Below are 21,707 nucleotides of genomic sequence, written 5' to 3' on the forward strand. Positions count from 1 at the left end.
ATCTGATTACAGATGCGCCTTGATCTGGCTGACCAGGTCTTCGATGGTGCGGCCGCTGCCGTTTTCGCCGATCGCGTGCATCTTCCATTCGCCATTGTGGCGATACACCTTGCTCATGATTTGCGCCGTGTGCGAACCCTGCACCGACAGGTCGTAGCGGGCGATTTCCTTGTTGTCGCTGGCATTGAGGATGCGGCAAAACGCATTTTGCACCTGCGCAAAGCTCTGGCCCGTGAAGCTGTTGACGGTAAACACCAGCGACTTGACGGTGGGCGGCACGCGCGACAGGTCGACAATGATCTGCTCGTCGTCGCCATCGCCGGCGCCGGTGCGGTTATCGCCCGTGTGGACCACGCTGCCATCCTTGCTCTTGAGCTGGCGGAACCATACGACGTCGACCGGGTTGTTGGCTTCATCGAACATGACGCACGACGCGTCCAGGTCCACCGTTTCCGACTTGCTGCCAAAGCCGAACAGGCCCTTGGATTTCACGGCGTCCCAGCCCAGACCCATTGTTACCTTGGTCAGCGCGCCGCCGGCTTCCTTCTCGAGCGAGATCTTCTGCCCTTTGGATAAATTCACTGCCATGCCATCTCTCCTTGTTTAACGTGCCTGGGCGACCGATGCCACCCACGCGCGGAATGATTCGCGATTGCGCGAACACACATACACTCTGCCACTGCCGGAAAACTTCAGCACCATGCCTTCGCCGCTGGTCTGGCTGTTGATCAGGTTGCCGAGAAAGCCTCCGCTCTGGCCGGTCGTGATCGAAATGTCGTAGCGCAGCGTGCTGTCCCAGCACACCACGTGCGAATTGTCGATCGTAATATCCTTGCCTGGCTCCACCACCAGTTCCGACATCGAGCCAAACCCCGATACCACCACCTGCCCGTTGCCGCTCGTTTCGGTGACAAAAAAGCCGCCACTGTTGGCAAACAGGGCATTCCCCAGGCTCTGGGTGCGCACCTTGAGGTCCACCTTCTGGCTGGCGGCAACAAACGCGCCGTCGGACAGGATGTACTGGCGCGCCCCGCACTCGATCACCTGCATGGCACCTGGCAAGGTAGGCGACAACAGGCAATCGCCGTCGCCGCGCACCGCTTCGATGTGCTGCTGGAAAAACGATTCGCCATTGGCGAAGCGGCGCATGATGGCGCTGCCGATACCGCCCTGCATCTTGCCCTTGAGGTCAAGATTGGACTCCATCATGACCATGGCGCCGGACTCGCAGTAAATTGTCTCGCCGCGCGTCATGGACACGTGCAGGAATGGATCAACATCGCCTGTAACTGTAAAAACTGGCATGGAAACTCCTTTGATTCAAACGGCCGGCACCATACAGGGGCCGGCCCTGCTTACAGCGTCTGATTACACATTCACGCCATAGTTCTTGGCCAGTGGGCCAAGACCGCCCTTGAAGCCCTGGCCGATGGCCTTGAACTTCCAGTCGCCGCCGGCGCGGTAGACTTCGCCAAAGATCATGGCAGCTTCGGTCGAGCCGTCTTCCGACAGGTCGTAACGGGCCAGTTCGGTGTTGCCGGAGGCGTTGACGCAGCGGATAAAGGCCTTCGACACCATGCCGAAGTTCTGCTTGCGCGCTTCGGCATCGTGAATCGTCACGGCCACGATCACCTTGTCCACGTCGGCCGGCACGGCGGCCAGGTCGATGGTGACGGTCTCGTCATCACCGTCGCCGGCACCGGTCAGGTTGTCGCCCGAGTGCACGACGGAACCGTCGGTCGACTTCAGGTTGTTATAGAAAACGAAGTCGGCATCGGAACGAACCTTGCCAGCTGCATTGACGAGAAATACCGCACCGTCGAGGTCAAATGCGGCGCCGTCGGTGGCGCGGGTATCCCAGCCCAGGCCGACGATGATCTTGGTCAGGCCAGGTGCTTCTTTGCTCAGGTTGACGTTGCCGCCTTTTTGCAGACTGATTGCCATCTTGTATATCTCCTAGTGAAGTGAATGAAACCAAGGGAACTACGGTCCTGCATGCGCGGCAAAGCGGGCTTCCCCTTTGCCGCGGCTTCCTTACCCAGCAGCGAGCTTTTCTTTCTTGCGGTGCTGGAGCGACGACCACAGCGAGGCGACAATGAAGGCCACGCCGATCAGGCCGGTGAAGATTTCCGGGATGTGGTACTTCATGCTGGCAAGCATGATCACGGCCAGGATACCGATGGCATAGTGGGCGCCATGCTCGAGGTAGACATACTCGTCCAGCGTGCCCTGGCGCACCAGGTAGACCGTCATCGAACGCACGAACATGGCGCCAATGGCCAGGCCCAGCATGATGATCACGACATCGTTGGTGATGGCAAAGGCGCCAATCACGCCGTCGAAGGAGAACGAGGCATCCAGCACTTCGAGGTACAGGAAGCCGCCGATACCGCCCTTTTTGACCATGTCACCTACATCTGGACCACCTGCGCCGTCGGAGTCCTTTTCGAGCAGGCCGGAGATCATGTCCACGCCCACGTACACCAGGATGCCCCACAGGCCAGCCATCAGCACCACCAGCTTGGTTGCCTCTGCCACCAGCGTCATGCTGAAAATGAGCGCAGCAATCGCCACCATGACCGAGATCGACGAGACCTTGCCCAGCGCGCCAAGCTTGCGCTCGACATTGCCCAGCCAGTGCATTTCCTTCTCTTCGTCGAGCAGGAAGTTGAGGAACACCAGCAGCAGGAACATGCCGCCGAAGGCCGCCACTTCCGCGTGGTGCGCAATCAGGTGACCCGAAAAGGCCTTGGGATCGGTCAGTGCCAGATTCCATACCTCTGCCATGCCCAGGTCCGCGGCGACGGCCACAATGACGAGCGGGAATACGAGACGCATACCGAACACGGCGATGATGATACCCAGACCGAGGAACAGTTTTTGCCAGAATTCGTCCCAGTTTTTCAGGACGGAGGCGTTGACGACAGCGTTATCGAAAGACAGCGAGACTTCCATGACTGACAGGATGGTGGCAATACCGAGCGCCGTCAGGGCGGCGGTCCAGCCACCGTGGGTGTAGCCCCAATAGCCTGCTGCTGCCAGGCAGACGATGGTGACCACAATAGACCACTTGAAATGCTTCATACGTAAAAACTCCCCCATTATTAATAAGCTATCCCGTAGTGTAGACCGATCATCACAATTTAAAAATAGGAGATAATGAGAGCGTTACTTCGGAAAAACAGAAGAATTACCACATGAAACAGACTGGCATCAATTTTCGGCACCTTTATTTCTTCTGGGTAGTGGCCAAGGAAGGTGGTGTGACCCGTGCCGCCAGGCGCCTTGGCCTGGCAGTGCAGACAGTGAGCACCCAATTGCTGCAGCTGGAGCAGTCGATCGGCAAGGCCCTGTTCATGCAGCAGGGCCGCAACCTGCTGCTCACGGAAGCGGGGCGCCTCGCGCTCGGCTACGCGGACCAGATCTTCCTGCTGGGCGAGCAGATGCAGGAAGCACTGAGTGAAGCGGACAGCGTACGCACCCGACTGGCCGTGGGTATTTCCGATTCCCTGCCCAAACTCACCGCCTTTCGCCTGCTCGAGAGCACCATGAAGCTGCCCAAGCCGGTCCGGCTGGTGTGCTACGAAGACCAGTTCGAGGCGCTGCTGGCTGACCTGGCGCTGCACAAGCTGGACGTCGTGCTGACCGACCGCGCCGTGCGCTCCGGCACCACGCTGCGCGTGTTCAGCCATATGGTGTTTGAAAGCGGCACCATTGTGGTGGGCGCCCAGGCGCTGGCGCAGACCTACAGCGCGGGCTTTCCGGCCAGCCTGGACCGCGCCCCGTTCCTGCTACCGACCCGCAACAACGCCCTGCGCGGGCGCATCGATGAATGGTTTGACATGCAGGCCGTGCGGCCCGACGTGGTGGGCGAATTCGAGGACAACGCCCTGCTCAACACCTTTGGGCGCCGCGGGGCTGGACTGTTCTTCGCGCCGGCCGCCCTGGAATGGGACTTGCGCGAACAATTCGGCACCTCCGTAGTAGGCCAGGTGCCGCAGGTGCGCGAGCAGGTGTATGCCATTTCCAACGAGCGCAAGATCAAGCATCCGGCCGTCGAAGCGATTCTTTCCTCGGTGCATGAGGGTGTCTTCGCGCCCGCTTGATCTGTACAATGCATTTTCCGGCGCCGTTAGCCAATCGACACCACCTCTATGCAAAATGCCTTATTAGTTCTGCTCGCCCTGTTCCTGGTCGTGCTGAATGGTTTTTTCGTTGCTGCCGAATTCGGCATTGTCAGCCTGCGCAAGACGCGCGTACGTGCCATTGCCAAGACCCAGGGTTTGCGCGGCCGCATCCTGGGCAAGGTCCACGGTGAACTGGACGCCTACCTCTCGGCCTGCCAGCTCGGCATTACGCTGGCGTCGCTGGGACTGGGCTGGGTGGGCGAGCCGGCATTTGCCGGCATGATCGAGCCCGTGTTTCTGGCGCTGGGCATCGACAATGCCGCGCTGATGCACACGGTATCGTTCATCGTCGCCTTCAGCGTCATTTCGTTCCTGCATATTGTGGTGGGTGAGCTGGCGCCGAAATCGTGGGCCATCCGCAGTCCGGAAGTGGTGGGCCTGTGGACGGCGCCGCCCCTGTATGTGTTTTACTGGGCCATGTACCCGGCCATTTACCTGCTCAATGGCAGCGCCAATGCCGTCCTGCGCATGGCGGGGCTGGCCGGACCTGGCGGGCATGACGCCCACTACTCGACCGAAGAACTCAAGCTGATCCTGCGCACCAGCCAGCCCGGCGAGAAATTCACGCGCGACGAGCGCCACATCCTGGCCCAGTCGCTCGACTTCAGCCAACTGTCCGTGTCCGACCTGATGCGGCCGATCAATGAAGTGATCGCCCTGCACGCGAGCAAGTCGCTGGAAGAAAATTTGCAGACGGTGGTGCGCAACCGCTTCAGCCGCTACCCTTACTTTGATGTCAATGGCGAGGACGTGCTCGGCATCATCCACTTAAAGGATCTGTTCTTTGCGCAGCAGGCCGGGCGCCAGATCACCGACCTCACGCCATTTTTGCGGCCGGTGGAAACCATGTCGGCGCGCACCCCGGCGCAAACGATGTTCCGCCGCTTTCGCGACGGGGCCCCGCACTTTGCCCTGATCGGGGAAAAAGGCAAGCGCCCGGTGGGCTTCATCACGCTCGACAACCTGCTGGGCGCCATGGTGGGCGAGATCCGCGACGAATTCCGCCTGAACGAGAATGACTGGCTGCGCCAGCCGGACGGGACCCTGATCGGCAAGGCCAGCCTGCCCATCTTCTCGCTCGAGCGCATTCTCGGGCTGGACATCGATAACGAAACGCTGGGGCTTGACGAAGTGGAATCGGTGGGCGGCCTGATCATGGTGAAACTGGGCGACATTCCCAAGCAGGGGCAGAAAATCGAGTTCCCCTACTTTGATATCGTGGTCAAGAAGATGAATGGGCCGCGGATTGTACTGGTGAAGGTGATTCCGCAGGCGCGCAAGGCGGGCGACCCGGACGAGCACGATTGAATCTGGATAGCGGGGCGCCGTCAATATCCGTTCCCGCCGCAAACGCCCTCCAAATCAATTTCCCCACACCAGGGTCAGACCACTTAAAAGGGTCGAAATCAATTTCCCTACGCCAGGGTCAGACCACTTAAAGCGGCCGAAAATCAATTTCCCTACGCCAGGGTCTGACCACTGGGCACGGCACGACCGGTCGCCGGGCCAGCCAGCCACACCGGGCGATATTCCACGATACTGCTGCAGGGATGAGGGGTGCTTGGCGGATATTCATCGCACAGGGTTGACAACGGGCTGCCGGCAAGCGTCGGTTGGCGAGCACCCGCGGCACTCTGCTTACGACATTGATTACGCTGCTGACAGTCATGCTCTGGGAAGAAATTGATTTGGACCGTTTTAAGTGGTCTGACCCTGGCGTAGGGCAATTGATTTTGACCGCTTTAAGTGGTCTGACCCTGGCGTATGGAAACTGTCTAGCACTTGGATTGGGCGCTCACACCGAGTCGACCGCGGCCGGCTCAATCCCGGTCCATTCACGCATCAGCGAATAGCCCACCGCCAGCAGCACCGGGCCGATGAACAGGCCCACGAAACCAAAGGCGAGCACGCCGCCGAGCACGCCCAGCAGCACCAGCAAAAATGGCAGGCTGCTGCCACGGCTGATCAACATGGGCTTGACCACGTTATCCACCCCGCTGATCAGGAATATGCCCCACACCAGCATGAAGATGCCCCAGCCCGTCTCGCCCGCGTTGAACAGCCACAGCGTCGCCCCGCCCCAGATCAGCGGCGGCCCCACCGGTACCAGCGACATGACGAAGGTGGCAAAGCCGAGCAGCAGCACGCCCGGCACCCCGGCTATGGCAAAGCCAAGTGCTGCCACCAGCGCCTGCGCCAGCGCCGTGCCCAGCAGGCCATACATGACGCCCCGCACCGTCAGGCTGACCGTGCTGGTAATGCGCGGCGCGCCTTCGCCAATGATGCGTTCCATGGCCACGTTGATGGCATGACGGATGGTGATGCCATCCCGATACAGGAAAAAGGCCACGAAAGCGGCCAGCGACAGTTGCGCCACGCCCGCGCCCAGCACGATGCCGCCGCCGAGCACGTAGTGCCGCGCCGGCTCGAGCATGCGCTTGGCAGCGTCCATCATCTGCTCGCGGCTGGACCCGAGCTCGAGCACGTAGCTGTAGACCCATTCGCCGACAAAGGGGATTTGCTGCAGCCAGATGGGCGGCTCCACATGGCCCGCCTCCACTGCCAGACGCAGCTGCTCGTAGATGCGTCCCACGTCATCGGCCAAGTTGTAGGCCACCAGCGCAATGGGCATCACGACCAGCAGCGTGAGCGTGAGCGTGAGGGTGAGGGCGGCCAGCGAGCGTCGTCCCTTCATGCGGTCGAGCAAAAAGAGATACATGGGCCAGGAAGAGATCACCACCGCGGCTGCAAACAGCATGCCGGGCAGGAAAGGCCGCAGCACATACAGGCAGCCAATGACCAGGAACGCAATGGCGCCAATGGAGGCCAGGTTTCTACCGCTTCTTGCTTCCATGATGCTCCAATCGCGTTTCGATGTTTTTATTTTAGCAACTGGCGGATATCTTGTGCAATGGGCGCCGCACCTTTACCGTGCCGCACGAACAGGCGCACGCGCCCTTCCCGGTCAAACACGTAGCTGCCGGCCGTGTGGTCGATGTTGTAGTTCTCCGGCGAACTGCCGGCGCTCTTGGCGTAAAACACCTTGAATTCCTTGCCGGTCTTGGCGGTTTCCGCCGCGGTGCCGTACAGGCCGATAAAGCTCGGATGGAAGGCAGGCACGTACTGGGCCAGCAATTCCTGGGTGTCGCGCTCGGGGTCGACGGTGATGAACAGCACTTGCACATCCTTGGCCTGGGGGCCCAGCTCCTTGAGCACGTTGGCCATCTCCACCATGGTGGTGGGACACACGTCCGGGCACTGGGTAAAGCCAAAGAAAATGAACACGACCTTGCCCTTGAAGTCGGCAAGAGTGCGGCGCTTGCCCGTATGGTCGGTCAGTTCGAAGCCACGCGCATAGTCGGCGCCGGTAATGTCGACACTGTTGAAGGCCACCGGCGCGGCCGGCTTTTGACAGGCCGACAGGCACAGTGCCAGCAGGCACAGGGAAAGAAATTTCTTCATCTCAGAATTTGATGTAATGGTCAACCAGCAGCGCCGCAAACAGCAGCGACAGGTAAATGATGGACCAGGTGAAGGCCTTGCGTGCCACCAGGTCGGAATAGTGTTTGTAGACGCGCCAGCCGTGCCACAAGAACACGGCATTGAGAATGACGGCGGACACCAGGTAAATCAGGCCGCTCATCTTGACCACAAACGGCAGCAGCGTGGTGGCGGCCAGGGCAATCGAATACAGCCACACGTGGAAACCGGTGAAGTTCATGCCGTGCGTGACCGGCAGCATGGGCAGGCCGGAGCGCGCGTAGTCGTCGCGCCGGTACATGGCCAGGGCCCAGAAGTGGGGCGGGGTCCACACAAAGATGATCAGCACCAGCAGCCAGGCCTGCATCGGCACTTCATTGGCAATGGCGGCCCAGCCCAGCGCCGGCGGCATGGCGCCCGACAGGCCGCCGATGACGATGTTTTGCGGCGTGGCCGGCTTGAGGATGAGGGTATAGATGATGGCGTAGCCAAGAAAGGTCGCCAGCGTCAGCCACATGGTCAGGGGATTGACCAACCGGTACAGCACGGCCGCGCCGATGCCGCCGATCACCAGCGAGAACACGATGGTCTGGGTGCGCGTCAGTTCCCCGCTGGCGGTGGCGCGGCGCGCGGTGCGGGCCATGCGCGCATCGATCTCGCCTTCCAGGATGCAGTTGACGGCAAAGGCGGCGCCGGCCAGCAGCCAGATGCCCACCGTGGCGGCCAGCACGGTCCACATGTCGGGCAGCGTGTCGGTCGCCAGGAACATGCCGATGACGGCGCAGAACACGGCCAGCTGCGTCACGCGCGGTTTGGTCAGGGTCCAGTACTGGGCAAAGCGGCTGCTCGATTTCTGTGTTGCGGTCTGGGTCGTCATTGTGTGGGTCATGCGTGCGCCGGGGCGCCGAGGCTATGCTTAGTCTTGTAGTTTAACATGGTCACCAGTACTACCAGCAGGGCGGCGCCGGCGTTATGCAAGACCGCGATGGCCAGCGGGAACTCGAGGTAGACGGTGGCAATGCCGGTGGCGGCCTGGGCAGCGAGCACGATGGCCAGGCGGCGCCCCGTGGTGCGCAGTGCCGGGTGGCCCATGGCGCGCCAGGCGGTCCAGCCAATGATGAGCAGCACCACGTAGGCGAAATTGCGGTGGACCCAGTGAATGGCCGTCAGCGCCGAAAACGGCAGGTAGCTGCCGGCCGCAGTCTTGCCCAGCTCGCGCCACAGGGTAAAGCCATGCTCGAAGTCCATCTCGGGAATCAGGTTCCCGTTGCATAGCGGGAAGTCGGCACAAGCGAGGGTGGCGTAATTGGTGCTCACCCACCCGCCCAGGCCAATCTGGACCACCAGCACCACGGCGGCGGCCAGCGCCAGCGGACGCAAGGCTGACGCGCCTGCGGGGGCCGCAGCCGGGGTTGCGCCAGCCTGGTTCTGGCGCGCGCCCAGCCAGCACATCAAGGCCAGCAAGCCCATGCCCAGCAGCAGGTGGATGGTGACGATGACGGGCTGCAGCTTGAGCGTGACGGTCCAGGCCCCAAAGGCACCCTGCACGCACACGGCCACCAGCAGCGCGGTGGGCAGCGCCGGCTGGTATTCGATGCGGCGCGTCTTGCGCCACTGGTACCAGGAGGTGGCCATGATGGCCAGGCACAGTGCACCCACGCCCATGGCCAGGTAGCGGTGGATCATCTCGATCCAGGCCTTGACCACCGTCACGGGTCCGGTCGGCATGGCCGCTTCGGCGCGGCTGATCTCGGCATGGGCGAGAAAGGGATTGGCCGCGCCGTAGCAGCCGGGCCAGTCCGGGCAGCCCAGGCCGGAATCGGTCAGGCGGGTAAAGGCGCCAAACACGATCAGGTCGAAGGTGAGGAAGGCCGTCACCCATACCAGCTTGCGGTATTTATTGGGATCGGACGACATATACACGATCGCCGCCGGCAAGATGGTGGCCAGCAAGCCTTTGATGAGCAGCAGGATCAGCGCGGACAGTTCCATGGCCTAGCCGATCGCGGACGCTTTAAGCAGCTTGCTGAGGTCCTTGGACACTTTTTTCGGGTCGGCATTCTTGGGGAAACGCATCATCAGGTTGCCCAGCGGATCAATCAGGTACAGGTGGTCAGTCACCTGCGTGCCCTCTTCCGTGGGCAGCCAGGCCTTGAGTGCTTCCGGCTTGACGCGCAGCATGTGGGTGCCGTCAATCCATTTCATCAGTTCGGTCGACAAAGGCTGCTCGTCCGTCACCAGCCACACGCGCTCGATGCGCTCCATGCCCTTGTTTTGCATCACGCGCAGCTGGCGCATGGCGATCAGCTGGTCGACGCAGGGCTTGTCGCACTGGCCGGGCGCCGGCTGCAGCATGATCCATTTGCCCTTGAACTGGTCCAGGGTTGCCGCCTTGCCGTCCAGCGCCACCGTGCCCAGGGCGGGCGGGATCGGATGCGCTTTCGGGTCGATCAGGGCGCCGTAATTGGTGCGCCCCTCGGGCTTGATGACGTAATAGGTCAGGTAGGAAAAGATCATCGGCGCCGCGCACACGGCAACGACGGCCAGCAGCTTCCAGCGCCCTGCCTTTTGCTTCGCTTTATGTTCGGTTTGCATTGGTTCCACGTCTGAATCCTGTAGTGATGAAAAAGAGCAGCGCCATGACGGCCAGCGCATACCACTGGAAGGCATAGCCCTTGTGCTTGTCGGCGCCCAGCGCCGGGGCCGGCCAGTCGCGCACCAGCTTGTCGGCGGGGTCGGCCGGACCCGACTGTTCAATAAAAAACGGTTGCACCGGCTTGCCGGTGGCTGCGGCAAACTGGGCCGGTTCCAGGTTTTGCAGGATGGCACGGGGCCGCAGCACGTTCGCCTCGCCCAGCTGCATCACCTTGCCCATGCTGGCGCGGGCAATGCCTTCGACGATCACGGTCCCGGAAGGCGTGCCGAACTCGGGCAGGCGGTCGTACTCGCCCGTGTAGCGCGGCAGCCAGCCGCGCGCCACCAGTACGTGCGTATCGCTGCCGGCAATCTTAAAGGGCATGACCAGGTAAAAGCCCACCTTGCCGTTTTGCGGGCGGTTGTTCAGGAACAGGGGATAGTCGGCCACGAATTGTCCTGCCACCGACACCTTGCGGTATTCCATCTCCGCGGGCTCGCGCAACTGCGGCCCCAGCACGAAGGGCGCGCCGCTGCTGCGCTCGGTCAACAGGGCCTGGCGGCTGAGCTTTTCGGCGGCCCGACGGTCTTGCCATTGGCCCAGCGACACCCCCAGCGCCACCAGCAGTGCAGTGGCAATGAAGGGAATGACCCGGAACCGGAAGCGGCTTTTCTCTATGTTCGGCATTACAATCAAGCCTTGATCAATTGGACTGCATACCTATGAAAATCCTCGTCGCCATCGCCTTCATCATGATCCTGGGCAGCCTGGGCTCGGCCCTGTTCTTCCTCATGCGCGACAAGGGCAAGAGCAACCGCACGGTCCAGGCCCTGGCGCTGCGCGTGGGCTTGTCCATCACCCTGTTCCTGCTGATCCTCGCTGCCCACTACCTGGGCTGGATCGAACCGACCGGGATTCGCTGAGTCCGGGCCGGGCAGGCCCTTATCAAAAAACCGGGGACAGTCCACCAACGTCTGGCGGCCTGTCCCCGGTTTTTTTATTCTTGTCGCGGGGGGAGTCGTGCCGCTCCCTGCCCGCTTCGCGCCGGCCACGCGGCCAGGCTGCTTACATCCAGTACACGACCACGTACAGGCCCAGCCAGACGACGTCGACGAAGTGCCAGTACCAGGCGGCGCCTTCGAAACCGAAGTGGTTGTCGGCCGTGAAGTGGCCCTTGAGCACACGGTACAGGATCACCGACAGCATGATGGCGCCGAGCGTGACGTGGAAACCGTGAAAGCCGGTCAGCATGAAGAAGGTCGAGCCGTAGATGCCGGAGGTCATCTTCAGGTTCAGGTCGCTGTAAGCGTGCATGTACTCGTACACCTGGAAGCCCATGAAGATGGCGCCCAGCAGCACCGTGGCAGCGAGCCAGAAGGCGGTCTTGCCGCGCTGGCCCGCGCGCAGGGCGTGGTGCGAAATGGTCAGCGTTACGCCGGAAGCGAGCAGCAACAGGGTATTGATGGTCGGGATCGGGAACGGACCCATGGTCTGGTACGGATCGATGGTGCCGGCCGGCGAGTTGCCCCACTGGGCCACGAAATCAGGCCAGATCACCTTGTGGTCCAGGTCGCCCAGCCATGGCAGGGTGATGGCACGGGCGTAGAACAGGGCGCCAAAGAAGGCGGCAAAGAACATGACTTCGGAGAAGATGAACCAGCTCATCGACCAGCGGTAGGACAGGTCGATCCGGGCGTTGTACTGGCCCGATTCGGATTCGCCGATCGCATCGCCAAACCAGAAATACAGCACGGCAATGGTGGCCAGGATGCCGACGATATTGACGGCCGGTCCCCAGGACGCGCCATTGACCCAGCCCGAGGCGCCGATCATCGTGACGAGCAGCGAAATGCCGGCAAACATCGGCCACTTGGACGGACCCGGCACGAAATAATACGGTGCGGCGTGGTTAGAACTCATTGTCATCTCCTAAATCAAAACTGTATAAGCGGTGTGTACTGCCAATGCTGCGAATTCCATGATGCTACCTGATCCCTACTGCGCTACCGCCACCCGTACCAGCAACAGGAGCACGCCGATAAAGATCGCCACCCCGATCAGGCCGGCGATGATCACATGCACCGGATTGAGGCTGGCCGAATCGTTTTCGTAGTCACTGCGCTTGCGGATACCGAAAAACGACCAGAACACCGCTTTCATGCTGGCCCCGAACGACGACTTGCGCCCGGTCACTTTCTTCAACTCGTCCATCGCGCTCCCTGCCAACCGGCTTAATTGACCTTGGTATCACCCTCGGCCTTGGCCTGGGTACCGGCCACTTCAAAGAACGTGTACGACAACGTGATGGTTTTCACATCGCGCGGCAGGTCGGGGCTGATGAAAAACACCACCGGCATCTGGCGCGCTTCATTCGCCTTCATGGTCTGCTGCTGGAAGCAGAAGCATTCCACCTTCATGAAGTGCGGCGTGGCCGAGTACGGGGCATAGCTCGGAATGGCCTGGGCCTGCACTTCACGGTTTTTCGTATTGACCACTTCATACATGACGGTGGCCAGTTCGCCCGGGTGCACCTCGATGCTGCGCGTGGTCGGACGGAAGCGCCACGGGCCTTGCGAATTGCCATCCAGTTCCACCGTGATGGTGCGGGTCTTGTCCACCTGCGTATTCTTGTCGTACTTGACGAAATTGCCTTCCTGCGTGGTCAGCACATTAATGCCGAGCACTTCACACATCTGCTTGTACACCGGTACCAGGGCATAGCCAAAGCCAAACATCATGAAGGCGATGACGACCAGCTTGCCCAGCATCTTGCGGTTGAGCGTCAAGCGCCCCGATTCTTCGGTTGCCATGCTTACATCCAGATCCGTTTAGCAAACACCAGCACAAAAAAGAACAAGGCCAGACCACCGATGATCAGGCCAGTCTTGAGGTTGTTCGGCTTCTTACGATCAGACATGCTCGGACTCACAAAAACCGGTCCGGGCCGCGAAGCCGCCCGGACCGAGGGTATTACTTGACCAGCGGTGGCGTTTCAAAGGTGTGGAACGGAGCCGGGCTTGGCACGGTCCACTCCAGGCCTTCCGCGCCATCCCATGGCTTGTCGGCAGCTTTTGCACCGCCACGGATGGTCGGCAGCACCACTGCGAACAGGAAGTATGCCTGCGACAGGCCGAAACCAAACGCGCCGATGGTGGCGATCGTGTTGAAGTCGGTGAACTGCGCTGGATAGTCCGCATAGCGGCGCGGCATACCGGCCAGGCCCAGGAAGTGCATCGGGAAGAAGGTGATGTTGAACGTGATCAGCGACAGCCAGAAGTGCATCTTGCCGCGGAACTCGCTATACATGTGGCCCGTCCACTTCGGCGACCAGTAGTAAAAGCCGGCAAACAGGGCAAACAGGGAACCTGCCACCAGGACATAGTGGAAGTGCGCCACCACGTAGTAGGTATCCTGCAGCTGGATGTCGATCGGCGTCACGGCCAGGATCAGGCCGGTGAAGCCGCCCATGGTGAACACGAAAATGAAGCCGACCGAGAACAGCATCGGGGTTTCAAAGGTCATGGAACCGCGCCACATGGTGGCAATCCAGTTGAACACCTTCACGCCGGTCGGTACCGCGATCAGCATGGTGGCGTACATGAAGAACAGCTGGCTCGTCACCGGCATGCCGGTGGTGAACATGTGGTGGGCCCACACGATGAACGACAGGATCGCGATCGAGGCGGTGGCATAGACCATCGATGCATAGCCGAACAGTGGCTTGCGGGCAAATGCCGGCAGGATCTGCGACACGATACCGAAGGCCGGCAAAATCATGATGTACACCTCGGGGTGGCCGAAGAACCAGAAGATGTGCTGGTACATGACCGGGTCGCCGCCGCCGGCAGCGTTAAAGAACGAGGTGCCGAAGTGACGGTCGGTCAGGGTCATGGTGATGGCGCCGGCCAGCACTGGCATGACGGCAATGAGCAGGTAGGCGGTGATCAGCCAGGTCCAGCAGAACATCGGCATCTTCATCAGGGTCATGCCGGGCGCGCGCATGTTCAGGATGGTGACGATGATGTTGATCGAACCCATGATCGACGAGGCGCCCATCAGGTGCATCGCAAAAATACCCATGTCCATGCCGGGGCCCATCTGGGTCGACAGTGGCGCGTACAGGGTCCAGCCGGCCGCGGTGGCGCCGCCCGGAACAAAGAAGGAACCGGCCAGCAGCAGTGCCGCAGGCGGCAGCAGCCAGAACGAGAAGTTGTTCATGCGCGCGAAGGCCATGTCGGAGGCGCCCACCTGCAGCGGGATCATCCAGTTGGCGAAGCCGACGAAGGCCGGCATGATGGCGCCGAACACCATCACCAGGCCGTGCATGGTGGTGAGCTGGTTGAAGAACTCAGGCTGGAAGTATTGCAGGCCAGGCTGGAACAGTTCCGAGCGGATCATCAGGGCCAGCACGCCGCCCGACATCAGCATAATCAGGGAGAACCACAGGTACAGGGTACCGATATCCTTGTGGTTGGTTGCAAACAGCCAGCGGCGATATCCGTGCGGATGGTCGTGCGCGTGGTCGTGGCCGTGGTCGTGGCCTTTGTCCAAAGTAGTTGTGCTCATAGTTTAACTCCCGATTACTTGCGTGCAGCCTGAACTTCGGCTGGTTGAACGATGTTTTCCGCTGCCTTGTTCGACCAGCTGTTGCGGGTGTAGGTGGTCACCGCAGCAATATCCGTGTCCGACAACTGTGCAAATGCCGGCATGGCCGATGGATATTTGTCGCCGTCCTTGCCGTGGAGCAGGACATCGATCTGTCCGGCGCGCGGACCCGTCACAATCTCCGATCCATCCAGCGCCGGGAAGGCGTTCGGCACACCCTTGCCATTGGCCTGGTGGCAAGCCACGCAGTTGCTGGCGTAGACTTTCTCGCCGCGGGTCTTCAATTCGTCGATGGTCCAGACCTTGCTTGGATCGTCAGCCAGGGCTGCCATTTCCTTTTGCTTGGCGGCGACCCAGGCGCTGTATTCGGCGTCGGTGACGACCCGCACCACGATCGGCATGAAGGCATGCTCTTTACCGCACAGCTCGGCGCACTGGCCGCGGAACACGCCCGTCTTTTCCGACTTGAACCAGGCATCGCGCACGAAACCGGGAATCGCATCCTGCTTGACGGCAAACGCTGGAATCATCCAGGCGTGGATCACGTCGTTGGCGGTCAGGACCATGCGGATTTTCTTGTTGACTGGAACGACAACTTCATTGTCGACTTCCATCAGGTAATTCACGTTAAAGCCCGTGCCGCCTTCAGGGTTGGGCGAACCGGCCGACGCGCCGGTCTGGTCGACGCGCTGGCCGGCCAGGTTGGACAGGAAGGAAATACCAGCGCCTTCGCCGTTGAGGTAGTCATAGCCCCAGCGCCACTGCATGCCGGTGGCCTTGATGGTGATGTCGGCGTTGGAGGTATCCTTCATGGCCACCACGGTCTTGGTGGCGGGCAGCGCCATGCCGATGACGATCAGGAATGGCACCACGGTCCAGGCGATTTCCACCGCGGTCGACTCGTGGAAGGTGGCCGGCTTGTGGCCCTGCGAACGGCGATGCTTGAACACCGAATAGAACATCACGCCAAATACCGCGACAAAGATCACCAGGCAGACGATCATCATCCAGGTATGCAGGTCGTACACTTCGGCAGCGATCTTGGTGACCGGCTCCTGGAGGTTCAACTGGTACTCAACCGGGCGTCCCTGCACTCCTGGAGTCGCCAGTGCCGGAACGCTGGCCGAAACTGCCAGGCCGAGCATCAAGGCGTGAAGTCGCTTTGCATATGTCATGTTTTCCCCAACCACCCAAAAATAAGAATATTTTTTAAACGTCCAGCGAACCGCAGTTGACCCGCTGACGCTCCGAAACCATCGCACCAAAAGGCCCCAATCCCGTTCCCGCGCCATTAAGCGCCCGGTCCGGCTGGAACCCTGACATCGCACATAGGTGAATAAACACTGTGAACGCTGCTTCTCTGTTGCTGGCGACTGCCAAAACGCTGGTGTGAACCGCCCAAATTTCAGGCACCACGCGCGCAATCGACAAAATTAGTCGTTGATTATACTCAATGAAGGCACTCTGCATCAAGGACAAATGCGGCTGCGCGCGCCTGTCGGCCTTGCAATTGCACACATCATCGCCACCTGTTGGGCCCGTCCTGCAAGGCCGCCGCGCGCGCCCGCTCGCACCCTGCCTTCAACCGCCCTTTCTTGGCATGAAGCGGACGATGGCCTCGCCCGACTGCGTCACCCGCGGCGCCGGGCGGAAGGCATGGCCGTAAATGACTTCAAACGTCAGGCCCAGCTGGCCGTCAGGGCGGCGCTGCTTTTCGAGCGCGGCTTCTAATCTTTTATAGCCGGCGCGCCCCACCAGGCCACGTCGGCGCGTGTCGAGCGGATTGCCGCCCAGGGCCCGCACGTCGGCCAGCAGGGCCGCCACCGTGCCGTAGGTGACGGTAATGACTTCCATGTCCATGACCGGGGTGGAAAATCCTGCTTCCACCAGCTGGTCGCCAAAATCATGCATGTCGACAAATGGCAGCACGTGCGGGTAACCGTCGAGCTCGGCAAACGCGGTGCGCAGCTCGCGGCAGGTATCGGGGCCGAAGACGGAAAACATGAGCAGGCCGTCGAGCCGGAGCACGCGGCGCCATTCGGCAAACACCCGGTCCGGCTGCGGGTGCCAGTGCAGCGCCAGGTTCGACCACACCAGGTCGACGCAGTTCGGCGGCAGCGGCAGATTGCCGAAGTCCCCTCCCAGCACATCCACCCCGGCCTTGGCCGGCAGCAGGCGGCTGAGCACCTTGTTGAGCGATGACAGGGCCGAGGCCGGCGCCTGGGCCTGGCGCAGCATGGCGGCGGCCGCGTCAATACCGAGAATGTGGGCGGCCGGATAATCCTTGTGCAGGAGGGCCAGGTCGGCCCCGCTGCCGCAACCGGCGTCGAGCACGCGCCGCGGCGCCACCTTCACCAGTTCCAGCCGCTCGTGCATGCGGGCAGCGATTTCGCGCCGCAAGAAGTCGGAGCCGGCGATCTTGTCAGGCGCGGCGAACAGGCTGCGCACCAGGCCGAGATCGATCGGGGCGCTCATGTTGGAAGGGGAAACCGGTGTGGCCATGATGAATGACGCCAATGGTTGACGCCGAAATGCGATAATGCAGCAGTGTACCTTGCAGTGCCTTTTCTTGCCGGGAGCCGAGCCATGAACTTGATGCCGCCGGGCCTGTGGCGCCACCCGCTGCAGCTGGCCGCCGACGCCCTGCTGCCCTCGGCCTGCGCCCTGTGCGCGGCGCGCTGCCGCGAGGCCCTGTGCGCGCCCTGCCATGCGCAATTCCTGGCCGGGCGGCGTCCGCGCTGCCGCCAGTGCGCCAATCCGCTTGGCGCGGCCGACCTGGCCTGGCCCTGCGGCGCCTGTCTGGCCCGGCCACCGCCCTTTGACGCCACCGTGGCCGCCGCCGACTATGCGGCGCCGCTGGACCAACTGGTGCTGCAGCTGAAATTTGGCGGGGTGCTGCCGCTGGCACCCTGCTTTGGCCGGGCGCTGCACGCGGCGCTGACGGAGGACGGCCGGATAGCCCTGCCCGAGCTGCTGTGCCCCGTGCCCCTGGGCCGCGCCCGGCTGGTCGAGCGCGGCTTCAACCAGGCGCTGGAAATGGCGCGGCCGCTGGCCAGGCTGCTCGGCATCGGCCTTCACGCCCGGCTCGCCGAGCGGGTGGTGGAAACGGCCGCCCAGTCCAGCGTCGCGCCCAGCGCGCGCCGGCGCAACATCCGCCACGCCTTTACGGTGGCGCCGGCGGCACTGGCCCTGGTGCGCGGCCGCCATATTGGCGTGGTCGACGATGTGATGACCAGCGGCGCCACGCTGGCCGAACTGGCAGCCACGCTCAAGCGCTTCGGCGCCGCGCGCGTGACCTGCCTGGTGTTTGCGCGCACCCCGCCCCATTGATGTTTTCAAGGAGAAGTCTGTGTTTCATGTTGTCCTGGTCGAACCTGAAATCCCGCCCAATACTGGCAATGTCATCCGCCTGTGCGCCAATACCGGCGCCCAGCTGCACCTGATCGAGCCGCTCGGCTTCCCGCTCGACGACACCAAGATGAAGCGCGCGGGGCTCGACTACCACGATTACGCGACCATGAAGGTACACAAGAGCTGGCAAGCTTTCCTCGATGCCGAGCAGCCTGACGCGGCCCGCATGTTTGCCATGACCACCCACGGCTCCTCCCCGTTTGCCCAGGCCGCGTTCCGGCTGGGCGACTACTTCGTGTTCGGTTCGGAAACACGGGGCCTGGCGCCGGCGCTGCGCGAGTCGTTCGCGCCGGCCCAGCGCATCCGCCTGCCGATGCGGCCCGACAACCGCAGCCTCAACCTGTCCAATACGGTGGCGGTGGTGGTGTTTGAAGCGTGGCGCCAGAACGGTTACGCGGGCGGGGCATAAGGGGGCTGGCGCAAACATCGCGCACAATTGATCTCGGGCAGCAGAAAACTTTGCAAAGCGATATCATCAAAGCGTCCATCTCGCCGGCCTTGCCATGATCAAACTACAGCTCTTGCTGCGCCATCCGGCGCCTGAACCCGCCATCGACGCCAGCTTGCGCGCGCGCCTGGAACAGCTGGGTTTTCAGATTGATGGCTGCGGGCGGGCTTCGGTGACTGCCCACATGACTGAGGGCAACTTCATCAGGCTGTTCGGCCACAACGCGCCGCAGGCGGCCGTGGCGCCGGCGCGCACCCCCGACCTGGCCATTCCTGACGCGCTGCAGGAAGATATCAGCCTGATTACCAGCGCACCGCGGCACGACCTGACCACCACCAAGGGGATTCCCCATGCATCCATTTAAGCCTTCTGCGCCCCAGCCCAGCCTGGACACCCCGGTCCCCGGCGACGCCGTGCTGCGCATAGCCGTCACCTTCAAGGGTCCGTCCGATATCGGCCTGACCAAGCTGCCGGCACGTCTGAGCTCCCAGAGCATCACCAGTTTCGAGCCGCAGCCGGGGGAAATGGAGCTGGCCATCGAGGCACTGCGGCGCCATGGCTTTCGCGTCACCGGCATCGGCCGCATGACGGTATCGGTGCGCGGCACGGTCAACCAGTTCGAGCGCGTGTTCGGCACCCGCCTGGCCAACTTTCCGCTCGATGAAAAAATGTGCTATTCCAGCCCATGCGTGTATTACCCCCCCGAAGGCGCGCCGTGGAATCCCGACCCGGCGGTGGCGCAACTGATTGACGACGCCTACATCCAGTGGCCGCACATCTACCTGTCCACCGCCAGCGCCCGGCCGCCGGACGTGGACTACTTTCACCTCGACGTCATGAACGACGTCCCGGCCAAACTGAACGTGCCGCCCATCCACCGCGAACGCCATCACGGCGAAGGCATCCGCGTGGCCATGATCGACACCGGCTTTGATCACTCGCACCCGTTTTTTGTCCGCAATGGCTTTGCCTCGTCGGTGGTACTGGCGCCGTCGGCCACTAACCGCTGCACCGATCCGGGCAGCCACGGCACGGGCGAGTCGGCCAACGTGTTCGCCATCGCGCCCAAGGTCACCTTCATTGGCGTCAAGCTGGGCGATGACGCCGATCCCTACGGCGGCGCCAGCATCCTGGAAGGATTCCAGGAAGCGCTCAAGCACCGGCCCCACATCATTACCGTCAGCATGTGCTACGACTTGCGGGATCCGGAAGGGCGCGGCGAGCTGCCGCAGCTGCCCAATGGTTTGAAGCCGCTGGAAGCGGAAATCCAGGCTGCCATTGCCGCCGGCATCGTGGTGGTGTTCTCGGCCGGGAATGGCCACTACGCGTTTCCGGCCTCGATGCCGGAAGTGCTCAGCGTGGGCGGGGCCTGCGTGGACCAGGAAGGCGACATCGAAGCATCCAACTACGCCTCGGCCTTTACCAGCACCATCTATTCAGGGCGCCATGTGCCCGACGTGTGCGGCCTGGTGGGCATGCTGCCGCACGCCGACTACATCATGCTGCCGGTCCCGCCGGGCCACGAGATCGACACCGGCAATGCCCAGCATGACGGCACCACACCGGGCGACGGCTGGGCGGTCTTTAGCGGCACCTCGGCCTCGGCGCCGCAGATCGCTGCCGTGTGCGCCCTGCTGCTGCAAAAGAACCCGCGCCTGGCACCGGCCGAAATCAAGGCCCTGCTGGCGCGCACGGCAGTGGACGTACGGCGCGGCGCCGCCAACCCGGCCAGCGACCCGGCCGGCATCGGCATTCGCGCCGGCGTGGGCATCGATGGCGCCACGGGTGCAGGGCTGGTGGACGCCCACGCCGCATGGATGCAAGCCTGATCCTCATATGCCGCCAAACAATGTCCGCAAACCAGGGTCAGACCACTTAAACGCACCAAAATCAATTTCTGTAAACCAGGGTCAGACCACTTAAACGCAGCAAAATCAATTTCCTCATACCAGGGTCAGACCACTTAAAAGCGGCAAAAGCAATGTCTTGAAGGCGAAGCCGCGACCGCCTGTCCGGCGTCAGCCGCGAATTTTGCCCAGCAGCTTGGTGGTGGAGCGGTCGTGCTCGAAGTCGATCGCCACCGCCTGCCCCCCGTACGCCAGCACGGCCTGCCCTTCCGGGATCGCGTTCATGTCGTAGTCGCCACCTTTGGCGTAAATTTCCGGCTGCGCTTGCAGCACCACTTCCAGCGCCGTGTCCTCATCAAAATCCACCACCAGGCTCACCGACTCCAGCGCGGCCAGCACCGCCATGCGGTCGGCGCAGGCGTTGAGCGGACGGTCATCGCCCTTGCCCAGGCGTTTGACCGAGGCGTCCGTGTTGGCCGCCACCACCAGCGAGGCGCCCAGCGCGCGCGCCTGCGCCAGATAGGTCACGTGGCCCCGGTGCAGGATGTCAAACACGCCGTTGGTGAGCACTACCGGCTTGGGCAGTGCAGCCACGCGCGCCTTGAGTTCGGTGCGCGGACAAATCTTGCTTTCAAAATCAGGCATACAGTTCCTTTGAATTCAGTTGTGCCACTGGCGCGGCACAGGCGGCGCAGAGTCAATCGGCATGTCGCGCAGCGGCAGCTCTCTGGTGCGCGTCTCCCATTGCCCTTGCGGGATTTTCAACCGGTATGTGTCGATCAGGCAGGGCAGGCCTTCGGACGCCAGCAGGTGGAGCCGTAAGCCAGCTGGAAGTGGACATGGGGCTGCCAGGCATCGCCCGAATTGCCGATCTTGCCAAGCAGCTGCCCGCGCTTCACGCGCTGCCCGGGCCGAGCGGCGTGCGAATCACCAGCTGCCGCGGCGGAAAGTGGCGCTGCCAGAAACCGAAAACCGGCCTTGGGGGGCGCCACAATGTGGCATCCCTCCGGCTGGCACCCGGCTTGTTCCGCCTGCGTCGGCACTACCGTCACAGGCGCCAAGCGCCATCAGCACATCACGCAATCGCATCGCCA

25 protein-coding genes are annotated in these 21,707 nt (G+C 62.3%); 7 read left to right on the forward strand and 18 right to left on the reverse strand.

From position 1 onward, the window contains the following. Nucleotides 1–6: 6 nt before the first annotated feature. The 4 genes from KY495_RS04085 to KY495_RS04100 all read right to left on the reverse strand — a co-directional run bounded on the left by KY495_RS04085 (nt 7) and on the right by KY495_RS04100 (nt 3,084). A complete protein-coding gene (locus tag KY495_RS04085; protein WP_219882481.1) occupies nt 7–588 on the reverse strand; it encodes a TerD family protein in 582 nt (193 codons plus the stop codon). 15 nt (nt 589–603) lie between these two features. Continuing rightward, nucleotides 604–1,305 (reverse strand): TIGR00266 family protein, encoded by a 702-nt coding sequence (locus KY495_RS04090; RefSeq protein ID WP_219882482.1) that lies wholly within the window; start codon nt 1,303–1,305, stop codon nt 604–606. A gap of 63 nt (nt 1,306–1,368) precedes the next feature. Next, on the reverse strand, nt 1,369–1,944 hold the full coding sequence (locus tag KY495_RS04095; protein ID WP_219882483.1) for a TerD family protein: 576 nt from the start codon (nt 1,942–1,944) through the stop codon (nt 1,369–1,371). A gap of 90 nt (nt 1,945–2,034) precedes the next feature. After that, a complete protein-coding gene (locus KY495_RS04100) occupies nt 2,035–3,084 on the reverse strand; it encodes a DUF475 domain-containing protein (RefSeq protein ID WP_219882484.1) in 1,050 nt (349 codons plus the stop codon). Between the two features lie 113 nt (nt 3,085–3,197). Between KY495_RS04100 and nhaR the strand changes: the two genes are divergently transcribed. Together nhaR and KY495_RS04110 are read left to right on the forward strand one after the other, a co-directional pair. Then, a complete protein-coding gene (gene nhaR, locus KY495_RS04105; protein WP_219882485.1) occupies nt 3,198–4,106 on the forward strand; it encodes a transcriptional activator NhaR in 909 nt (302 codons plus the stop codon). A 48-nt stretch (nt 4,107–4,154) separates the two neighbouring features. Beyond that, nucleotides 4,155–5,495 carry a hemolysin family protein gene (locus tag KY495_RS04110; protein ID WP_219882486.1) on the forward strand — a complete coding sequence of 447 codons (1,341 nt, stop codon included), beginning with the start codon at nt 4,155–4,157 and terminating at the stop codon, nt 5,493–5,495. 487 nt (nt 5,496–5,982) lie between these two features. Here the strand turns inward: KY495_RS04110 and KY495_RS04115 are convergent, their stop codons facing one another. From KY495_RS04115 to KY495_RS04140, 6 genes are read right to left on the reverse strand one after another with little or no spacing between them, the layout of a single operon-like run. Beyond that, on the reverse strand, nt 5,983–7,041 hold the full coding sequence (locus tag KY495_RS04115; protein WP_219882487.1) for an AI-2E family transporter: 1,059 nt from the start codon (nt 7,039–7,041) through the stop codon (nt 5,983–5,985). A gap of 26 nt (nt 7,042–7,067) precedes the next feature. Continuing rightward, complete coding sequence (locus KY495_RS04120) at nt 7,068–7,649, reverse strand: SCO family protein (RefSeq protein ID WP_219882488.1); 582 nt, start codon at nt 7,647–7,649, stop codon at nt 7,068–7,070. 1 nt (nt 7,650) lies between these two features. Next, on the reverse strand, nt 7,651–8,544 hold the full coding sequence (gene cyoE / locus KY495_RS04125) for a heme o synthase (RefSeq protein WP_219884078.1): 894 nt from the start codon (nt 8,542–8,544) through the stop codon (nt 7,651–7,653). Between the two features lie 8 nt (nt 8,545–8,552). Then, complete coding sequence (locus tag KY495_RS04130; RefSeq protein WP_219882489.1) at nt 8,553–9,659, reverse strand: heme A synthase; 1,107 nt, start codon at nt 9,657–9,659, stop codon at nt 8,553–8,555. 3 nt (nt 9,660–9,662) lie between these two features. Continuing rightward, the gene (locus KY495_RS04135) at nt 9,663–10,262 is read right to left on the reverse strand and encodes a cytochrome C oxidase subunit I (protein WP_219882490.1); all 600 of its coding nucleotides are present in this window, start codon (nt 10,260–10,262) and stop codon (nt 9,663–9,665) included. Further along, entirely contained in the window at nt 10,246–10,989 is a 744-nt protein-coding gene (locus KY495_RS04140) for an SURF1 family protein (protein ID WP_219882491.1), read from the reverse strand. Before KY495_RS04140 ends, KY495_RS04135 begins: the two co-directional genes overlap by 17 nt. Nucleotides 10,990–11,024: 35 nt before the next feature. Here KY495_RS04140 and KY495_RS04145 point away from each other — a divergent pair, with 35 nt between their 5' ends. Continuing rightward, entirely contained in the window at nt 11,025–11,225 is a 201-nt protein-coding gene (locus tag KY495_RS04145; RefSeq protein ID WP_219882492.1) for a twin transmembrane helix small protein, read from the forward strand. Nucleotides 11,226–11,367: 142 nt separating this feature from the next. On the opposite strand, the gene KY495_RS04150 is transcribed toward KY495_RS04145, so the two are convergent. The 6 genes from KY495_RS04150 to KY495_RS04175 all read right to left on the reverse strand — a co-directional run bounded on the left by KY495_RS04150 (nt 11,368) and on the right by KY495_RS04175 (nt 17,409). Then, nucleotides 11,368–12,222: a cytochrome c oxidase subunit 3 gene (locus KY495_RS04150; RefSeq protein ID WP_219882493.1), complete on the reverse strand. Its 855-nt coding sequence runs from the start codon at nt 12,220–12,222 to the stop codon at nt 11,368–11,370. A 75-nt stretch (nt 12,223–12,297) separates the two neighbouring features. Next, a complete protein-coding gene (locus tag KY495_RS04155; RefSeq protein WP_219882494.1) occupies nt 12,298–12,513 on the reverse strand; it encodes a DUF2970 domain-containing protein in 216 nt (71 codons plus the stop codon). A gap of 20 nt (nt 12,514–12,533) precedes the next feature. Next, nucleotides 12,534–13,112 carry a cytochrome c oxidase assembly protein gene (locus tag KY495_RS04160; protein WP_219882495.1) on the reverse strand — a complete coding sequence of 193 codons (579 nt, stop codon included), beginning with the start codon at nt 13,110–13,112 and terminating at the stop codon, nt 12,534–12,536. 160 nt (nt 13,113–13,272) lie between these two features. Continuing rightward, on the reverse strand, nt 13,273–14,868 hold the full coding sequence (gene ctaD / locus KY495_RS04165; protein ID WP_219882496.1) for a cytochrome c oxidase subunit I: 1,596 nt from the start codon (nt 14,866–14,868) through the stop codon (nt 13,273–13,275). Between the two features lie 14 nt (nt 14,869–14,882). After that, nucleotides 14,883–16,082, reverse strand: a complete 1,200-nt coding sequence (gene coxB, locus KY495_RS04170; RefSeq protein ID WP_219882497.1) for a cytochrome c oxidase subunit II — start codon at nt 16,080–16,082, stop codon at nt 14,883–14,885. A gap of 406 nt (nt 16,083–16,488) precedes the next feature. Further along, complete coding sequence (locus KY495_RS04175; RefSeq protein ID WP_229518492.1) at nt 16,489–17,409, reverse strand: methyltransferase domain-containing protein; 921 nt, start codon at nt 17,407–17,409, stop codon at nt 16,489–16,491. Nucleotides 17,410–17,493: 84 nt separating this feature from the next. Here KY495_RS04175 and KY495_RS04180 point away from each other — a divergent pair, with 84 nt between their 5' ends. The 4 genes from KY495_RS04180 (at nt 17,494) to KY495_RS04195 (ending at nt 20,595) form a co-directional block, all read left to right on the forward strand. Continuing rightward, complete coding sequence (locus tag KY495_RS04180) at nt 17,494–18,237, forward strand: ComF family protein (RefSeq protein WP_229518493.1); 744 nt, start codon at nt 17,494–17,496, stop codon at nt 18,235–18,237. Nucleotides 18,238–18,256: 19 nt separating this feature from the next. Next, a complete protein-coding gene (trmL, locus tag KY495_RS04185; RefSeq protein ID WP_219882498.1) occupies nt 18,257–18,727 on the forward strand; it encodes a tRNA (uridine(34)/cytosine(34)/5-carboxymethylaminomethyluridine(34)-2'-O)-methyltransferase TrmL in 471 nt (156 codons plus the stop codon). Between the two features lie 94 nt (nt 18,728–18,821). Then, entirely contained in the window at nt 18,822–19,130 is a 309-nt protein-coding gene (locus tag KY495_RS04190) for a hypothetical protein (protein WP_219882499.1), read from the forward strand. Continuing rightward, on the forward strand, nt 19,117–20,595 hold the full coding sequence (locus KY495_RS04195; protein ID WP_219882500.1) for a S8 family serine peptidase: 1,479 nt from the start codon (nt 19,117–19,119) through the stop codon (nt 20,593–20,595). The genes KY495_RS04190 and KY495_RS04195 overlap by 14 nt, the downstream gene beginning before the upstream one ends. A 189-nt stretch (nt 20,596–20,784) precedes the next feature. On the opposite strand, the gene KY495_RS04200 is transcribed toward KY495_RS04195, so the two are convergent. Next, the gene (locus KY495_RS04200) at nt 20,785–21,258 is read right to left on the reverse strand and encodes an adenylyltransferase/cytidyltransferase family protein (protein WP_219882501.1); all 474 of its coding nucleotides are present in this window, start codon (nt 21,256–21,258) and stop codon (nt 20,785–20,787) included. Nucleotides 21,259–21,392: 134 nt separating this feature from the next. Further along, entirely contained in the window at nt 21,393–21,665 is a 273-nt protein-coding gene (locus tag KY495_RS24205) for a M23 family metallopeptidase (RefSeq protein WP_307728240.1), read from the reverse strand. Nucleotides 21,666–21,707 lie beyond the last annotated feature (42 nt).

Source organism: Massilia sp. PAMC28688, assembly GCF_019443445.1.
Taxonomy (GTDB): domain Bacteria; phylum Pseudomonadota; class Gammaproteobacteria; order Burkholderiales; family Burkholderiaceae_D; genus Telluria_A.

Coding starts and splice junctions, on each gene's coding strand:
- KY495_RS04150 (WP_219882493.1), bottom strand. CDS start 12,222: ATGAGTTCTAACCACGCCGCACCGTATTATTTCGTGCCGGGTCCGTCC.
- KY495_RS04085 (WP_219882481.1), bottom strand. CDS start 588: ATGGCAGTGAATTTATCCAAAGGGCAGAAGATCTCGCTCGAGAAGGAA.
- KY495_RS04115 (WP_219882487.1), bottom strand. CDS start 7,041: ATGGAAGCAAGAAGCGGTAGAAACCTGGCCTCCATTGGCGCCATTGCG.
- nhaR (WP_219882485.1), top strand. CDS start 3,198: ATGAAACAGACTGGCATCAATTTTCGGCACCTTTATTTCTTCTGGGTA.
- cyoE (WP_219884078.1), bottom strand. CDS start 8,544: ATGACGACCCAGACCGCAACACAGAAATCGAGCAGCCGCTTTGCCCAG.
- coxB (WP_219882497.1), bottom strand. CDS start 16,082: ATGACATATGCAAAGCGACTTCACGCCTTGATGCTCGGCCTGGCAGTT.
- KY495_RS04190 (WP_219882499.1), top strand. CDS start 18,822: ATGATCAAACTACAGCTCTTGCTGCGCCATCCGGCGCCTGAACCCGCC.
- ctaD (WP_219882496.1), bottom strand. CDS start 14,868: ATGAGCACAACTACTTTGGACAAAGGCCACGACCACGGCCACGACCAC.
- KY495_RS04110 (WP_219882486.1), top strand. CDS start 4,155: ATGCAAAATGCCTTATTAGTTCTGCTCGCCCTGTTCCTGGTCGTGCTG.
- KY495_RS04090 (WP_219882482.1), bottom strand. CDS start 1,305: ATGCCAGTTTTTACAGTTACAGGCGATGTTGATCCATTCCTGCACGTG.
- KY495_RS04155 (WP_219882494.1), bottom strand. CDS start 12,513: ATGGACGAGTTGAAGAAAGTGACCGGGCGCAAGTCGTCGTTCGGGGCC.
- KY495_RS04100 (WP_219882484.1), bottom strand. CDS start 3,084: ATGAAGCATTTCAAGTGGTCTATTGTGGTCACCATCGTCTGCCTGGCA.
- KY495_RS04195 (WP_219882500.1), top strand. CDS start 19,117: ATGCATCCATTTAAGCCTTCTGCGCCCCAGCCCAGCCTGGACACCCCG.
- KY495_RS04160 (WP_219882495.1), bottom strand. CDS start 13,112: ATGGCAACCGAAGAATCGGGGCGCTTGACGCTCAACCGCAAGATGCTG.
- KY495_RS04130 (WP_219882489.1), bottom strand. CDS start 9,659: ATGGAACTGTCCGCGCTGATCCTGCTGCTCATCAAAGGCTTGCTGGCC.
- KY495_RS04175 (WP_229518492.1), bottom strand. CDS start 17,409: ATGGCCACACCGGTTTCCCCTTCCAACATGAGCGCCCCGATCGATCTC.
- KY495_RS04145 (WP_219882492.1), top strand. CDS start 11,025: ATGAAAATCCTCGTCGCCATCGCCTTCATCATGATCCTGGGCAGCCTG.
- KY495_RS04200 (WP_219882501.1), bottom strand. CDS start 21,258: ATGCCTGATTTTGAAAGCAAGATTTGTCCGCGCACCGAACTCAAGGCG.
- KY495_RS04135 (WP_219882490.1), bottom strand. CDS start 10,262: ATGCAAACCGAACATAAAGCGAAGCAAAAGGCAGGGCGCTGGAAGCTG.
- KY495_RS04180 (WP_229518493.1), top strand. CDS start 17,494: ATGAACTTGATGCCGCCGGGCCTGTGGCGCCACCCGCTGCAGCTGGCC.
- KY495_RS04140 (WP_219882491.1), bottom strand. CDS start 10,989: ATGCCGAACATAGAGAAAAGCCGCTTCCGGTTCCGGGTCATTCCCTTC.
- KY495_RS04120 (WP_219882488.1), bottom strand. CDS start 7,649: ATGAAGAAATTTCTTTCCCTGTGCCTGCTGGCACTGTGCCTGTCGGCC.
- KY495_RS04095 (WP_219882483.1), bottom strand. CDS start 1,944: ATGGCAATCAGTCTGCAAAAAGGCGGCAACGTCAACCTGAGCAAAGAA.